Raw genomic sequence first — 13,432 nt, forward strand, 5'->3', positions numbered from 1 at the left:
ATGAGTGGTATTGTGAAAGAAGGAAAGGATTTTGTGGGATATGAATATAAGGAAGTAGAGATTGAGGAAGAACAGTTATCCCGTTATCTGGATGGTTACAAAAATTTTGGATGGATATCAGATGAAAATGTAGAGCCGGTAAAGAAGAATTCAAAAGTTATTCTCCGTTTAAAAAGGGACCGTAAAATATTAAACAGAGCAGAGCTGACCCGTCTGCAGCGGCACTTCGAAGCATGTATGGATGAAATTAATGCCGCTAAGAAGTCAGAGACAGCCATGCCAACAATAATGGCGATAACGATTGGCATTTTGGGTACAGTATGTATGGCAGGTTCTGTATTTGCCGTGACAAATGAACCCCCCATTATCTGGCTCTGCATTTTACTTGCTTTCCCGGCATTTGCAGGCTGGATACTGCCGTATTTTGTTTTCCGAAGCCTAAGGATGAGCCGCAGAAAGAAAGTAAATTTGTTGATGGAAGACAAATATGATGAGATATATGAAATATGTGAAAAAGGAAACAGTCTATTATAAAAGCAATATTATTGAAAGATTATAAGGAGGGTAAAAAATTGAGAGCAGCGATCTATCAGGGAAAAAAGAATATTAAAATGGCAGCACTGGAGATGCCTGAAGCTGGTGATTATGATATTGTAGTCCGCAATCTATATTCCAGTATTTGCGGGACGGATGTGGCAGTTTACCAACATGGACCCGGTACAGGGCACAAAATTAACGTAGGTGGTGAATTTGGACATGAAACAGTTTCAGAAGTTGTACAGGTGGGAAAGATTTTCGCCTGAAAAAGGCCGGTGCTCTCGGTATGGAAGTCTGCAATAACGGGCGGGAAAATATGAAAGAAAAAGCGATGGAGTATTTTGGTGAGGCACCTTCTTTAAATGGGCCTACGGCTGATGTGGATATTTATATTGATGCGGCAGGAGCCGAGTCTATTCTTTTTACATATCAAAATATGGGAAAGATAGAGAGCCGTATGGTGATCGTAGCGGTTCTGGCCGGAATGAGGCCGGTGGACATATTAAATATGACATTTGCCCAGCATGCATTGATTGGGAGCGGGGGCTATATGCCGGCGGATGTAAAGGATGTTATGAAGATTATGAAGTCCGGAAAATGGGATATTGAAAGCATTATTACACATGATTATACCTGGGAGGAACTGCCGGAAGCGATAGAAAAAGCCGCTGATGTTGAACGGGCATTAAATGTAGTAATTCATTATGAACAATAAGAATATTATTTGGGGAGTACTCCGCAACGTGTGGGAGTTGCGGAGTATAAATTGAAAAATTAAATACAATTATATTATAACTATTAATTTTAAATGTAGTTGTGAAATGTATTGAAATACCGGTTTTATGTTATGAAATATTAATTTCATATTTTTTCGGTTATTTCCTGGGTTTACGGGGTTTGTAATGGTAGTAAATTTTACCAATCGTGCATGGATGTTTCTAATTCGGGTAAGAATGTGAGATTTACAGATCATTTCAGATAATCCATATTTTGAACGTATGCCAGGTGTGTCAAAATGAAATAGCCCAGACGTGGGATCTGGGCTATGAATCATATGTGTCGAATTAAGAAGTTAACACGTTCTATAGTATATAATTCCGAGCGGAATATGTCAATTCGTTTTACGACACGATTCGAGTCGATTTGCGAAAAAATGATTCAATTTACTTCTTTTAAGAGATTTTCCATCTGTTTAATTTCTTCTTTTTGAGCGGTGATTATATTTTGAGCCAGTGAGATTACCTGTTCTTCATCTGTATATTTTAAAATAGATTCTGCCATATCAACTGCCATCTGGTGGTGCATGATCATGCTTTCAGCAAAAGCGGCTTCTACATTATTAGTAGTAGAGTGATTCATTTGGTGGGAAGAAAACATCTTCTTATACTCTTCCAGATAGGCATTTTCCTGATCCAGATCCTGTTTGCCGGCAGCTTTTAATTCCTTAGCGAGTGTTTGCATTTGATCAATTTCCTGTTTCTGGACATCAATTATATCGTTTGCAAGTTTTTTCAATTCTTCGTTGGCACCGCCGTATTTCAGGTAGCTTTGCGACATGGAAATAGCTGCTTCATGATGGGGAAGCATTCCGTTTAAAAAATCAATAGCAGCATAGCCTGTTTTGTCAATCTCCTCCATGTCCTCCATCATATCTTCCATATCATCGTCCTGCTCATCCAAATAGGAAGCCAGATTTTTATCTCCATGGTTGTTCGTATTATCATGATTCATACCGCTGTGGTCAGCGGCATTGCCGTCTGTTTGGTCAGCAGCATTGCTGTTAGTATTGCTGTTGGCATTGCTGTTTGCGTGGTCAGCACCGCTGCTGTTGGTAGTAACCTGGGTGGTGTTTGTATCTGTGTTTGGCATAGGAGCAGTTTTATTTCTTCCGGCAAAAAACAGCCAGATCAGAAGAACCACTAAAAGAGCAGCTATGATTCCCATCGTCCAGTAAAATCCTTTTTTATTCATAAAGACCTCCATTCAGCCGTTCAGGCAGTAAGTTAGATTTAGTTATAGCTTTTTCAGGATAGGGGAAATTATACAGTAAATATTGTTTTTCTAAAACTTAGGAGGTAAAATGACCGTTATAATTGTATTTTTCAAGAAAAGTGGGATATAAAACGAGAAAAAGGGTAAACGATATATACGGTTTACCCTTTTTGCAGATTATTTAGTTCTTAAGTATTTAATCAAAGCCAATATGGCAAGAACATATAATATTAATTTTAAGACATTGAAAAGGATACTTAAAAACATACCGAACTGCCCCATAAAAGCTGCTAACATGCAACATACCTCCTTTCACATAAACATAATTATTATTGCAAAGGGAACAAACCGATCAGTAGTGCTGAAATCGAATATTACCGTTTTATAGAAAAATGTACTTGGGACATTCACTATAATGTATATAATCATCATAAAATGATTTATTATAAATATCTGTCAGAAGTTTCGCATCTTCTTTTTTGGCATTTCTATATTCAAGTTTCATATTTGCTCCTTCATAGATATTACGAATTCTGCGTAGAGCCTGTTTGTAAATTCATTTCCACAAGCTGCCTGTGATGATTACAACGCTTATATTTACACCTTGATTATTAATTAGTTTCATTATAACACATGGAAGTATAATAATATAGATTAGGATGTTTTTACAGCAAATATCTTACTGTAAATTTGCGGCTTATTTGCCTTGCCTTTGAAAAAGAAAATATAGAAGATAAGGAAAAATAAGAATATTCATAATAGAAAAATAAGAATATTTATAATAGAAATATAATGGATAGTTGTGTTAGTATATTTCTATTATAGAATAAGGAGGAGTAAATGGAGAATAAGAGTCAAAGGAAATTAACATGGATCTTGTTTATAATCTATGTTTTTGTATTAGTATGGATTATATTATTAAAAATGCAGTTTACACTAAAAGGCTTACCACATCTAAGAGGAGTAAATCTAATTCCTTTTGCCGGATCTGTAATAATTAATGGGAAAATGGATTTTGATGAAATAATTAACAATGTACTTATTTTTATCCCTTTTGGATTGTATATCTGTATGATAAAAAGTAACTGGTCATTTTTGAAAAAAATCGTACCGATTGCACTTACAAGTTTAGCGCTGGAAATATTACAATTTATATTCGCAGTTGGAGCAACTGATATAACGGATTTAATTGGAAATACCCTTGGAGGTGTAATTGGTTGTTTGATCTATATGGTTTTTTATAAGCTGTTAAAGGATAAAACCAACAAAGTATTAAATATATTAGCCTGCATTGGGACAATTGGGGTTATTGCATTTTTGGGACTTCTCATTATTGTAAATTTATAGCAAATATTGTTTGGGGCATAAAAAGGATCAGCGGGACGATTGATCCTTTTTTATGCAAGTTTCCTTTATCTTTTCTAATAAAGTAGCAGCGACACTTATTACTGTGTATCCTCTTTCCCTGACCCAAATGAAACAGCACACCATGCGATCCCCGCTATAATCAACACGGCTAAAAACAAAAGTTTACTCTGGGGATCAATACCATCCTTCTTGCTTTCAACAGTAGGCGGCAGATCGGCATCTTGATGACTTTGCGTGCTCTCGCTTGGCGGAGTATCCGATTCTTGCGGAGTACCTGATGAACTAGGGGTAGCCGAAACTTCTGCGGATGCCTGATTGCTGTCTTTTTTTAACAGGTATGCGTAACCCAGGTGATGTTCTCCATAATCATACCGGATGACGCCGACGGCATTGGAAGGTGGATTATTCGGAAGCCCTTTGATTAAGATACGTTTAATTCCTTTAAAGTCAGTGGTATCTGCAGGTACGGATACTATGCTGTTACCGGCAAGTTCCAGTTGTGACGGTTCGTAAGTATTTCCATTTATGGTAACGGGTTCTTTAAAGAGATTGGATGTATTGTCGTATTTGGAAATATCCAGGTTCTTGAAGTTTTGAAAGCCGCTTTGCAGCTGAGCCTTGCTATCAAGATAATATTGGGAAGGTGTGCCCCGTAAGATGACACTTATCAGTCTACGGCCGTCCTGTTCCGCGTAAGTGACCAGGGTATTTCCCGCAGGGGTGGTGTATCCGGTCTTGCCTCCGATGGCAAATGGACAGTAGAATTCGCTGTTTTCATCGGAGGTGCTGACCAGTTTATGTTCCATATATATCGTGATCCCATTGGGATTATTAAGAGTCGGACTGATATCATGAGACAGGGAAGAATCAATTTCCAGAAGCTTTGGATTGGAAAATGCCGCCTGAGCGATGCGCGCCATTTCATATGCGGTGACAACCTGTGTATCATCATTTAAACCGGATGGATTTGCAAAGTGGCTCTTGGTGCATCCGAGTGCTGCTATTTTATCGTTCATCATCTGTACGAACGCCTCACGGCTTCCGGCAACATGCTCTGCTAAAGCATTTGCCACCTGATTGCAGGAGTGCAGGAGCAGGGAATAAAGGCAGTCCTCTACGGTTAACTGATCACCTGCAGCAACATTGAGCTTGTTCCCGCTGCCTTCTTCCACGTTATTTACCGCATCCTCAGAGAAAGTCACAATGTCTTCTAAATTACTGTTTTCTATAACGATCAGGGCAGTCAGAAGCTTCGTGATACTTGCAGGAGGATAGGGTGTATCAATATTCTGACCCAAAAGAACTGCACCGGAATCCATATCAACTACTACGCCAGCTTCCGCCTGAATCCAGACATCAGAAGGCCAATCCGGCATTGCATATACCGTTAGGAGTATGGCGGGACATATGAACATGGAAATTAAAATAGCGATGGATATACGTTTCATGGACATCTCCTTATCAGGTCTTATTTTTTAAGTGACCGGAATGGCGGACAGATAAAAAGCGGTACAATCTGCCGGCTCTTTAATATACTATTACAAAGATGTCTCAAATAGAAGGCTTAAATTAAAGTCATTAGCAGTCATTAGCAGTTGACTGTTATTGCGTAAGGAGAACGTGGATTACCTTTCTGATATCATCATTGATACAAATTGACTGGCTTTCGATTTCAAAAGGGCAGTGCTCTAGTCCAGGATTGATACAGGCATAGGCAGATTTGGGATTTTCGTATGTCATTTGCCAAAAGGGGTATTTTATAATGCCCGGAGTGTTATGTTTATTGCGCACCATTTTGTTCTTTTTCCCTTTTAGGCTTCCAGAGCCGGAAAAACACCAGCTTCCCGCAAGAGTTTGGTATTCCTGCGGATTTTAGGAGCCTGCAAATCCTCGCCGTCCATAGCACCGATTTTCCCGATAAAGCGGTAGTAAATATCCACTCGCATAATGATTTGACCATCGACAACCTCTTTTTCATGCACCACGATGTTTTCAACCAGTGTGTGCAGAAGCTCGGCGGTCACTTCGGTAATATCGGTATACTGCTCTGTTTCCCCCGGTCATTCGGGACTATGTACTTGCCAACGATATTCCCAAGCCCTGCCGTTGGTTCTGCGGGCGCACACAGGAACTGGAACAGCTCCACGACCTGTTGGAAAAGGACGGAAAGGTGGTTTCTGCATGGTATTGCCGGTATCGGCAAGAGCGAGCTTGCAAAAGCCTATGCAGCCCAATACCAAAAAAGCTACACCAATTTTCTTTATCTGACATACAGCGGAGATTTGAAGCAGGACATCATCGACATGGATTTTGCCGATGATCTGCCTACTGATACCGAAGAAGAACGCTTTAAGAAGCATAATAAATTCCTGCGCACCTTGAAAGACGACACTTTATTTGTCATTGATAATTCTCTGAAAGTGAGCAAAACATCTTGCGTGGGCTTGCTCTTGTGCCGCTGACGGGCATCCCCGCACGGCAGTTTGCCGGATGGATAGGGCAGCCGAATATGAACGGCATTAATGATTTAATTGAAATGGGCTTCATACAGGAAAAGGCAATGCGCATGATTGCTCTGCACCCGATGATGCAGGAAATCACAGTCACAGATACAAAGCCGTCTGTCACCAACTGCCGTACACTGCTGGAAAACCTTCAGCACATTTGTCTGCTGCATGGACAGGATATTGCCAACTACAAAACGCTGTTCCAGACCATTGAAAATGCCGTGAAGCTACTTGACCGTGACGATGAAGCGTTCCTCCTGCTGTTCGTTGAGGATACCATTCCTTATATGGAAAAGTACAGTTATGAACCAGGCATTGTCTTTCTACTAAAAGAGGTGGAAACTATGCTGAATAACCCGGATTGTGGCAAAAACACTGACCAGGCATTGCTGCTGGACTACACCGCATTATATGAGGATACCTTCCATAACAAGACAGAGAAAGCTGTCAAGCTGGAAAAGGATGCGTTGGCGTTGTGAACTACTTTGTTCTGCTTGGTGAAATGGGCAACCCGGAGCAGGGGCTTGAAGCCCTGCAAAAATGTGCCATCATTGTAAAGAAATATAATTCCGATAAGTGTTTGGACTATGCGATAATCCAAGAAACGATTGCCTGCCTGTACCTTGGCATGGGGCAAATAAAACTGTGTGAAAAGCACTTTGACCTTGCACTGTCAATCTATCAACGATTCTATGCCGATGAGCCGGAATTCATCGAAGCAAAAAAGGCAGAAATCACTAATTACTTTGCGCTGACAGGTGTTGGTGGTAAAGGCTCTGTTAAGAAAGGAATAAACATATGGTTGATAATAAAGATTTACAAGTAGCTACAAATCAATATACCAGCTCGGTTGTCTCTGAAATTAAGACGATATTAGATTCGTCCAGAAATAAGGTTGCGGCGCAGGTAAACACCGAATTGCTATCCACCTACTGGAAAATCGGTGAAATTATCGTTCGTTATGAACAAAATGATCAGATACGAGCCGCCTACGGAGAGAATACACTGAAACAGTTATCCAAATCACTTTCCAAGGAGTTTGGAAAAGGATTTTCCCGTTCCAATATCTATAATATGAGGTTGTTTTATCTCAGCTATCAAAAAATCCAGACAGTGTCTGGAAAATTGTCGTGGTCACATTATTGTGAATTGCTCAGCTTCGTTCTCCTATGCACATCATCTGGAAGAAATATCAAATATTCACTCCCGTTGCAAAACTTCTGTTAAATGAATTAAAAGAAAGTATGCAAAAATCTTGATTCATGCTTTGAGCCAAAAAATTCGGAAACGAATGCCCAAGCAACATTATAAAAGCAAAGGCGTAGGCAGAGCGAACATCGCTTTACCTACGCCTTTTGAGTTAGTTATAAATCAATTCTGGCAGCACAATTTCCTCCGCTGCACTCTTAATATTGTTTTTCGCCCCAACCCATGCCATCTGGTCACAGGCTTTCAAAGCTTCGTTTACCCCCTGTTTCTCCGCCATCTGACGAACAATCAAATCCACTTGATTTTGTGCTTGCTCGTCTATCTCATTCAGATGCTTTACCAATTTACCATCTAACAAAAGCGCCATGAACATCCCGTGCCTGTGTTCCATGAGGAATATTTTCCGCATCCTCCCGTATCTGCCGTAGCGGGGTTTTTCATCCTCCGGCAGCTTTAAATCGGGATAGTACATCCCATCCTCAGCCAAATGATAGGTAAATCCATTTTCAATAATCGTATGTTCCATTTGCGTATCCTTTCCGGCTCTCATAAGCCTGTGCCGGTTATCGGTACGAGTTAAATTTGCTTCAAGACACTTCCAATGTCCTCATTGATACAGATAGACTTTGCTTTGATTTCATCTGGTGCATAGGCTTCACCCATATTGATGCAGGCATAGGTAGCATTAGACCACTGGTTTGTCATACGCCAGAAAGAAAATTTTACAATCGAAGGCGTATTCATTCCAGTACCTAATTCCAGAAACAGCACTTTCGTATTTTCGTGCCGCCGCAAAAACTCTGAATAGCGTTCCGCAGCTTTATGCCAGCCCTCGTCCTGGGCGAATGTATTGTCTGCTCGCAGATTCATACTCATGGGCTTGCCACAGACAGGGCAGTGAGGTATCAGCTCCGTTGGCACACGCATATCTCTTTGCTGTTCCACCATCTGACGAACGATTTCCTCATTGTCATAGGTTTTCTGGCAGCATGGCTCACTGCACTGAAACAGACCGTAATCACCCTGCGTATAGAACAGCCTCTTTTTATCAAATCCGGCTTTCTGGAACTGATGGTCAACATTGGTAGTCAAGACAAAGTAATCCTTGTCTTTCACCAAGTCAAACAGCTGGTCATACACTGGCTTTGGTGCCTGTGTGTAGCGGTTTATCCAAATATAGCGGCTCCAGTATGCCCAATGCTCCTCCAAGGTATCGTAGGGGTAAAACCCACCAGAGTACATATCGTTAAAGTGATACTTTTCTGCAAAGCCATGGAAGTTCTCCTGAAAGCGTTCTCCCGTATAAACAAAACCGGCTGATGTGGAAAGACCGGCTCCTGCACCGATGATGACAGTGTCTGCCTGTGCCAGTGCGCTACGCAGCTTATCTATGCCATTTATCGTATTGGTTTGTCCAAAGCTTCGTCTGCCAAACATCATGCACACCGCCTTTCCTTATAAGTTGTAGTTTGAATTTGCAAATGTCCTGAAATACGCCGTTTTCTCAATTTTTTCGTTAATTTGTTTCTGGTGTGCGCGGTTTGAAAGCAATGGTCTACGTTGGTTGTCAGTATGAAATACTCTTTGTCTCTGACCAGTTTTAGCAGATCCGTATAGGGTTTTCCCGTGGAATATTTATAGCGTTTGATGTAAATATGACGGCTCCAATATGCCCAGTATTCTTCTAATGTTTCAAATGGATAAAAACCTGGGGAATACATATCGCTCAGACCATATTTTTCAATAAAATCGGAAAAGTTGTCCGTAAATCTTTTACCGCTGTATTCCAATCCTGCCGCTGCAGACAGTCCTGCACCGGCTCCGATCAGAATGGCATCGGCAGTATCTATTTTTTCTTTTAAAGTCTTAATTTTTTCTAAGCAGCTGTTGGTAGATGCTGTAGTCCTTTTCTCCAAAAACATTGAATACGACCTCCATTTCTGTATGTGTATTTTTACGGTAAGCGGTTACCGTATTGACTGCTATCTGTGCTGCGGTTTCATTTGGAAAATGAAATTCTCCGGTTGAAATACAGCAAAAGGCGATACTTTTTAAATGGTAAGTGTCGGCAAGTTCCAAACAAGAGCGATAGCAGGATGCCAGCAAAACGCAATCTTCTTCCCCCAGGCGCCCGTGGATGACTGGACCTACCGTATGCAATACAAACCTGGAAGGAAGATTATATGCTTCTGTAATCTTTGCTTTGCCAACGGGTTCCCCGCTTTGCTGCCGCTCCATTATCTCCTGGCAGGCTAAACGAAGCTGTATGCCTGCAAAAGAATGAATAGCATTGTCAATACAGCCGTGGCAGGGAACAAAGCAGCCCAATAAGCCAGAGTTGCCGGCATTTACAATACCATCAGTCTGAAGTGTGGTAATGTCCCCTTTCCATAAATAAATTCCATCCTTTACAGGGGATAAATCAAGAAGGGAAGTGACTTTTTTTTCATGTAGTTCCTCTTGTAAATAAGCATCCTGTATTTCTAAAAACTCCGGAGAAATGGGTCTGGGCAATCGTACATTCATGAGGGAACGCAAAAGCTTTTTTTGCTCCTGCCCGGCTGCCGGAATCTGGAGTGTACTGTATTCAGAATTTTCATTCAGGAGAAACCGAATCAGGTAACGTAATCTTTTATCTTGTGTCATATTAAATTTGAATTCCTTTCCCATTCAGTAATTTTTCCACAAATGGATTGGCGGGCGAGTGAACTACTTTTTCCGGGGTGTCGTATTGCTGGACGGTACCCTGATCCAATACCAGGACTTTTGTACCGAGCTGCAATGCTTCAGAAATATCGTGGGTAACGAAAATAATAGTAATACCCGTTTTTTGATGGATCTCTTTGATTTCTTTTTGCAGCTGTACCCGGGTGATTTCATCAACGGCACCAAAGGGTTCATCCATCAGTAAGATTTCAGGAGAGGAAGCAAGTGCACGTGCGATCCCCACCCGCTGCTGCTGTCCGCCGGACAGTTCCGATGGATAGCGCATCCGCATATCATCGGTCAGACCTACGATCTTCATCCATTTTGCAACGGCTTCATGGGTTTTCTTCTTGTTACGATGGTTCAGCAGATTGGGGACATAGGATATATTATCTTCCACGGACATATGGGGGAAGAGTACGCTTCCCTGGATGCAATAACCGATACTGCGTCTGAGTGCAATTAAATCTTCATTTTTAATATCTTTCTGGTTCACCAGGACACTCCCGTTGTTCGGGAGCAGCAGTCCATTTATCATTTTTAATAGTGTTGTTTTTCCACAGCCGGACGAACCGATAACGGTGAGAAATTCTCCTTTTTCTATATCCAGATTGAAATGCGTGATGATGGCATTTTCATCATATTTTTTTTCGATATCTTTAAATTGTATTATTGGCATTTTTTTATCAAACATTTTTTACCTCCAGGCTAGATTAATCCTTTTTTCTTTAAAAAAGCAGTTGCAGTTTCTCTGGGTTCCGAGCCATTGTTTTCTACATTATAATTCATTTCAGCCATTTCTTTATCAGTCAGAATACCCTGCACCATTTCAAATATATCTGCCAGATCCGGATTCTCTTCCAGTACTTCCATGCGGACAACGTTTCCGCACTGATAAGAGGGATAAAAAGTTTTATCATCTTTCAGCACAATGATATCAGAGACACTGTATTGTCCGTCTGTTGTAAAAATCGGCATTACATCGATTTTCTTTTCATTGATCGCCTGGTATTTTAAACCGATATCCAAATCAACGGTATTTTTAAAATCCATTCCGTAGGCAGCACATAGCGGGGTGTATCCGTCTTCCCTTTCATAGAAATCGTATTCCGCACCGAAGGTCAATTCAGATGATATGTCCTTTAGATCGGAGATACTTTTTAAGTTATATTTGTCAGCGATGTCCTTTCTTACGGCAAGTGCATAGCTGTTTGCAAATCCATACATACCCGTCCATTGCAGTCCATACCCGGACTCATACCCGGACTGTAACTGCCCGAACATATCTTCCGTGTACAGTTCATTTCTTTTGAGCACCATGTTCCATCCTGTTCCGGTATATTCCGGATAGATATCAAACTCGCCTTTTTCCATTGCAGGCTGGATATTTGAGGTTCCTCCGCCTACACCCTGGGTAATCTCTACATTTAAATCTGTATAATCTTCAATCAGAATGCCCAGCATTTCGCCAAGGATATATTGTTCTGTCATTGGTTTTGTAGCAATATGTAGCGTTTCTTTTTTTGATTTGTGGAAGAAAGCAGCGGCAGCAAAAACAACCAGGATGAGAATAGCGCCGCCTATGATCACCGATATTTTTTTCCTGTTTTTATTTTTTCGTTTCCTTTGCAGCAGTTTTTCAATCAGCCCTAGTATAAAATCAGATAACAGGGCGATCAGAGCGATGAGAAGGCTTCCTGTCATTGTCATTGCAGCATTGTTCGTCGTGATTCCTCTGTAAATGGCAACACCCAGACCTCCGGCACCAATGAAGGAAGCGATACCTGCTAAAGCGATTGTCATAATTACCATATTTCGGATGCCGGACATAATTACCGGAAGCGCTAATGGCAGTTTAATCTTAAATAAAATCTGCCTGTCTGTGCTGCCCATCCCTCTTGCAGCTTCAATAATATTTTCATCTACATTGGTGATTCCTGTATAAGTGTTTCTCACCATCGGCATTAATGCGTAAAAGGTAAGTGCAATCACGGCAGTTATGTTTCCGATGCCCGAAAAGGGTATCAGGAATCCCAGCATAGAAATGGATGGAATGGTGTACAGAAAGTTGATAATGCCAAGTACAGGCTTAGACGATCGTCGGAATTCACTAACCAGAATACCAAGGATCCCTCCGAATAGAATTGCAATTACGATAGAGATAATAGAAATTTTCAAGTGTTCCAGGCATAGATTAATGAAAAATGCACTTCGTTGTGTTAGTAAAATCCAAATATCCATTAACATATTTTCGTTCTCCTTTTAATGGCTTTTACGGGACAGGTTTCATAGCATAATCCGCAGTGCAGGCAATGCTGCTGCTGTATCATATATTTGCTTTTCGAATCAATACAATGCTGCGGGCAGTTCTCGGCACAAATGCCGCAGGAAATACAATCCCCGGTAATTTCAAATCCTTTCATAATGGAGTCCATGTTTCCAAAAGAATCATATTCTCTGTATACAGGAGTTGAGCTTATATCAAAGTATTCTATGGAACCGCTGTTTATGCAAAATGGTTCTAAGATATATCTGGCTTCCCCGGGATAAACGTCATTCATAATGGGGTTATTTTTAAATATTTTATCAATCCAGAGCTTCTGCTCTGACAGATGTTTTGCTTTGCCGCTTAAGCGGATCATCTGATAATTCTTCGTCATTCCCACTACCGCAACCATATTGTTCTCCAGTAATTCTGCGTAAAAATCTTTCCCCCTGGCGGTACAAAAATATAAGGATTGATTTTCAACAAGCATAACATCAATAATTCTTGCCTGGGGCATTCCCTCGCTGCTGACAGTTGACATCGATACACTTTTAATTTCCCTAAGTATGTTGAGATATTTGTTTTCCATAGGTATTCCTCCCTAGAGCGTGTTTTAAAATTCATTCCTGCCATCTGCACGCCCCACTTTGCGGCATATTTGCCCCGGATTCAGGTTGCGTAGCCCGTTACGCGCCCTTCATCCGGGACAAATCTACCACAAACTGTGACGCACATCTGTCAGAAAGCAATTTTCTAACACGCTCTTGTCTTGACTTCTTGTTTTATAAGTAATATATTAAAGGCATACAGCGATTAGAGCAAGTAGGCACAATAAAGTGCTTAAGGT

Annotated in this window: 19 protein-coding genes and 1 pseudogene; 9 read left to right on the forward strand and 11 right to left on the reverse strand. The window is 40.9% G+C overall.

Annotation, left to right across the window (positions count from 1 at the left end; all coding sequences use genetic code 11):
* From RHS_RS03640 to RHS_RS03650, 3 genes are read left to right on the forward strand one after another with little or no spacing between them, the layout of a single operon-like run.
* Complete coding sequence (locus RHS_RS03640) at positions 1–534, forward strand: hypothetical protein (protein WP_047832335.1); 534 nt, start codon at positions 1–3, stop codon at positions 532–534.
* 38 nt (positions 535–572) lie between these two features.
* Positions 573–803, forward strand: a complete 231-nt coding sequence (locus RHS_RS03645; protein WP_047832336.1) for an alcohol dehydrogenase catalytic domain-containing protein — start codon at positions 573–575, stop codon at positions 801–803.
* Between the two features lie 20 nt (positions 804–823).
* Positions 824–1,252 (forward strand): hypothetical protein, encoded by a 429-nt coding sequence (locus tag RHS_RS03650; protein ID WP_047832337.1) that lies wholly within the window; start codon positions 824–826, stop codon positions 1,250–1,252.
* 443 nt (positions 1,253–1,695) lie between these two features.
* Here RHS_RS03650 and RHS_RS03655 read toward each other — a convergent pair whose 3' ends face one another.
* Together RHS_RS03655 and RHS_RS30025 are read right to left on the reverse strand one after the other, a co-directional pair.
* Positions 1,696–2,508, reverse strand: coding sequence for a DUF305 domain-containing protein (locus RHS_RS03655; protein ID WP_047832338.1), 813 nt, complete (start codon positions 2,506–2,508; stop codon positions 1,696–1,698).
* 403 nt (positions 2,509–2,911) lie between these two features.
* Positions 2,912–3,034 (reverse strand): hypothetical protein, encoded by a 123-nt coding sequence (locus RHS_RS30025; protein ID WP_276327281.1) that lies wholly within the window; start codon positions 3,032–3,034, stop codon positions 2,912–2,914.
* A gap of 335 nt (positions 3,035–3,369) precedes the next feature.
* Here RHS_RS30025 and RHS_RS03660 point away from each other — a divergent pair, with 335 nt between their 5' ends.
* Positions 3,370–3,876 carry a VanZ family protein gene (locus RHS_RS03660; RefSeq protein ID WP_047832339.1) on the forward strand — a complete coding sequence of 169 codons (507 nt, stop codon included), beginning with the start codon at positions 3,370–3,372 and terminating at the stop codon, positions 3,874–3,876.
* 98 nt (positions 3,877–3,974) lie between these two features.
* Here the strand turns inward: RHS_RS03660 and RHS_RS03665 are convergent, their stop codons facing one another.
* Together RHS_RS03665 and RHS_RS03670 are read right to left on the reverse strand one after the other, a co-directional pair.
* Positions 3,975–5,345 carry a D-alanyl-D-alanine carboxypeptidase family protein gene (locus RHS_RS03665; protein ID WP_052431067.1) on the reverse strand — a complete coding sequence of 457 codons (1,371 nt, stop codon included), beginning with the start codon at positions 5,343–5,345 and terminating at the stop codon, positions 3,975–3,977.
* Positions 5,346–5,708: 363 nt separating this feature from the next.
* Positions 5,709–5,936, reverse strand: a pseudogene (locus tag RHS_RS03670) (DUF4368 domain-containing protein); the annotation flags it as partial.
* 39 nt (positions 5,937–5,975) lie between these two features.
* On the opposite strand from RHS_RS03670, the gene RHS_RS30030 reads away from it, so the two are divergent.
* The 4 genes from RHS_RS30030 to RHS_RS03690 are packed head-to-tail and all read left to right on the forward strand — an operon-like array spanning position 5,976 to position 7,631.
* Entirely contained in the window at positions 5,976–6,359 is a 384-nt protein-coding gene (locus RHS_RS30030; protein WP_395021166.1) for an ATP-binding protein, read from the forward strand.
* Positions 6,360–6,406: 47 nt separating this feature from the next.
* Entirely contained in the window at positions 6,407–6,883 is a 477-nt protein-coding gene (locus RHS_RS03680) for a hypothetical protein (RefSeq protein ID WP_156042733.1), read from the forward strand.
* Complete coding sequence (locus RHS_RS03685; RefSeq protein WP_395021169.1) at positions 6,880–7,230, forward strand: tetratricopeptide repeat protein; 351 nt, start codon at positions 6,880–6,882, stop codon at positions 7,228–7,230. The genes RHS_RS03680 and RHS_RS03685 overlap by 4 nt, the downstream gene beginning before the upstream one ends.
* Positions 7,203–7,631 carry a DUF1016 N-terminal domain-containing protein gene (locus tag RHS_RS03690; protein WP_047832341.1) on the forward strand — a complete coding sequence of 143 codons (429 nt, stop codon included), beginning with the start codon at positions 7,203–7,205 and terminating at the stop codon, positions 7,629–7,631. The genes RHS_RS03685 and RHS_RS03690 overlap by 28 nt, the downstream gene beginning before the upstream one ends.
* A 133-nt stretch (positions 7,632–7,764) precedes the next feature.
* On the opposite strand, the gene RHS_RS03695 is transcribed toward RHS_RS03690, so the two are convergent.
* From RHS_RS03695 to RHS_RS03725, 7 genes are read right to left on the reverse strand one after another with little or no spacing between them, the layout of a single operon-like run.
* The gene (locus tag RHS_RS03695; protein ID WP_047832342.1) at positions 7,765–8,139 is read right to left on the reverse strand and encodes a TnpV protein; all 375 of its coding nucleotides are present in this window, start codon (positions 8,137–8,139) and stop codon (positions 7,765–7,767) included.
* Positions 8,140–8,189: 50 nt separating this feature from the next.
* Positions 8,190–9,053, reverse strand: coding sequence for a Sir2 family NAD-dependent protein deacetylase (locus RHS_RS03700; RefSeq protein WP_243133061.1), 864 nt, complete (start codon positions 9,051–9,053; stop codon positions 8,190–8,192).
* A complete protein-coding gene (locus tag RHS_RS03705) occupies positions 9,050–9,535 on the reverse strand; it encodes a hypothetical protein (RefSeq protein WP_395021171.1) in 486 nt (161 codons plus the stop codon). The genes RHS_RS03700 and RHS_RS03705 overlap by 4 nt, the downstream gene beginning before the upstream one ends.
* Positions 9,480–10,259: a protein-ADP-ribose hydrolase gene (locus RHS_RS03710; protein ID WP_047832441.1), complete on the reverse strand. Its 780-nt coding sequence runs from the start codon at positions 10,257–10,259 to the stop codon at positions 9,480–9,482. Before RHS_RS03710 ends, RHS_RS03705 begins: the two co-directional genes overlap by 56 nt.
* Position 10,260: 1 nt before the next feature.
* Positions 10,261–11,013, reverse strand: a complete 753-nt coding sequence (locus tag RHS_RS03715) for an ATP-binding cassette domain-containing protein (RefSeq protein ID WP_395021174.1) — start codon at positions 11,011–11,013, stop codon at positions 10,261–10,263.
* A 14-nt stretch (positions 11,014–11,027) separates the two neighbouring features.
* Entirely contained in the window at positions 11,028–12,566 is a 1,539-nt protein-coding gene (locus tag RHS_RS03720; protein ID WP_047832344.1) for a glycine betaine ABC transporter substrate-binding protein, read from the reverse strand.
* Positions 12,560–13,174 (reverse strand): 4Fe-4S binding protein, encoded by a 615-nt coding sequence (locus RHS_RS03725; RefSeq protein ID WP_047832345.1) that lies wholly within the window; start codon positions 13,172–13,174, stop codon positions 12,560–12,562. The genes RHS_RS03720 and RHS_RS03725 overlap by 7 nt, the downstream gene beginning before the upstream one ends.
* A 29-nt stretch (positions 13,175–13,203) precedes the next feature.
* On the opposite strand from RHS_RS03725, the gene RHS_RS30035 reads away from it, so the two are divergent.
* Entirely contained in the window at positions 13,204–13,377 is a 174-nt protein-coding gene (locus RHS_RS30035; RefSeq protein ID WP_395021271.1) for a DUF6783 domain-containing protein, read from the forward strand.
* Positions 13,378–13,432 lie beyond the last annotated feature (55 nt).

The sequence above is a fragment of the Robinsoniella sp. RHS genome (genome assembly GCF_001029355.1).
In the GTDB taxonomy this organism is placed as follows: domain Bacteria; phylum Bacillota; class Clostridia; order Lachnospirales; family Lachnospiraceae; genus Robinsoniella; species Robinsoniella peoriensis.

Excerpts from the sequence above, each read along its gene's own strand:
- RHS_RS03640 (WP_047832335.1), top strand. The coding sequence starts at position 1 with ATGAGTGGTATTGTGAAAGAAGGAAAGGATTTTGTGGGATATGAATAT.
- RHS_RS03650 (WP_047832337.1), top strand. The coding sequence starts at position 824 with ATGGAAGTCTGCAATAACGGGCGGGAAAATATGAAAGAAAAAGCGATG.
- RHS_RS03655 (WP_047832338.1), bottom strand. The coding sequence starts at position 2,508 with ATGAATAAAAAAGGATTTTACTGGACGATGGGAATCATAGCTGCTCTT.
- RHS_RS30025 (WP_276327281.1), bottom strand. The coding sequence starts at position 3,034 with ATGAAACTTGAATATAGAAATGCCAAAAAAGAAGATGCGAAACTTCTG.
- RHS_RS03660 (WP_047832339.1), top strand. The coding sequence starts at position 3,370 with ATGGAGAATAAGAGTCAAAGGAAATTAACATGGATCTTGTTTATAATC.
- RHS_RS03665 (WP_052431067.1), bottom strand. The coding sequence starts at position 5,345 with ATGAAACGTATATCCATCGCTATTTTAATTTCCATGTTCATATGTCCC.
- RHS_RS03680 (WP_156042733.1), top strand. The coding sequence starts at position 6,407 with ATGAACGGCATTAATGATTTAATTGAAATGGGCTTCATACAGGAAAAG.
- RHS_RS03690 (WP_047832341.1), top strand. The coding sequence starts at position 7,203 with ATGGTTGATAATAAAGATTTACAAGTAGCTACAAATCAATATACCAGC.
- RHS_RS03695 (WP_047832342.1), bottom strand. The coding sequence starts at position 8,139 with ATGGAACATACGATTATTGAAAATGGATTTACCTATCATTTGGCTGAG.
- RHS_RS03700 (WP_243133061.1), bottom strand. The coding sequence starts at position 9,053 with ATGATGTTTGGCAGACGAAGCTTTGGACAAACCAATACGATAAATGGC.
- RHS_RS03705 (WP_395021171.1), bottom strand. The coding sequence starts at position 9,535 with ATGTTTTTGGAGAAAAGGACTACAGCATCTACCAACAGCTGCTTAGAA.
- RHS_RS03710 (WP_047832441.1), bottom strand. The coding sequence starts at position 10,259 with ATGACACAAGATAAAAGATTACGTTACCTGATTCGGTTTCTCCTGAAT.
- RHS_RS03715 (WP_395021174.1), bottom strand. The coding sequence starts at position 11,013 with ATGTTTGATAAAAAAATGCCAATAATACAATTTAAAGATATCGAAAAA.
- RHS_RS03720 (WP_047832344.1), bottom strand. The coding sequence starts at position 12,566 with ATGTTAATGGATATTTGGATTTTACTAACACAACGAAGTGCATTTTTC.
- RHS_RS03725 (WP_047832345.1), bottom strand. The coding sequence starts at position 13,174 with ATGGAAAACAAATATCTCAACATACTTAGGGAAATTAAAAGTGTATCG.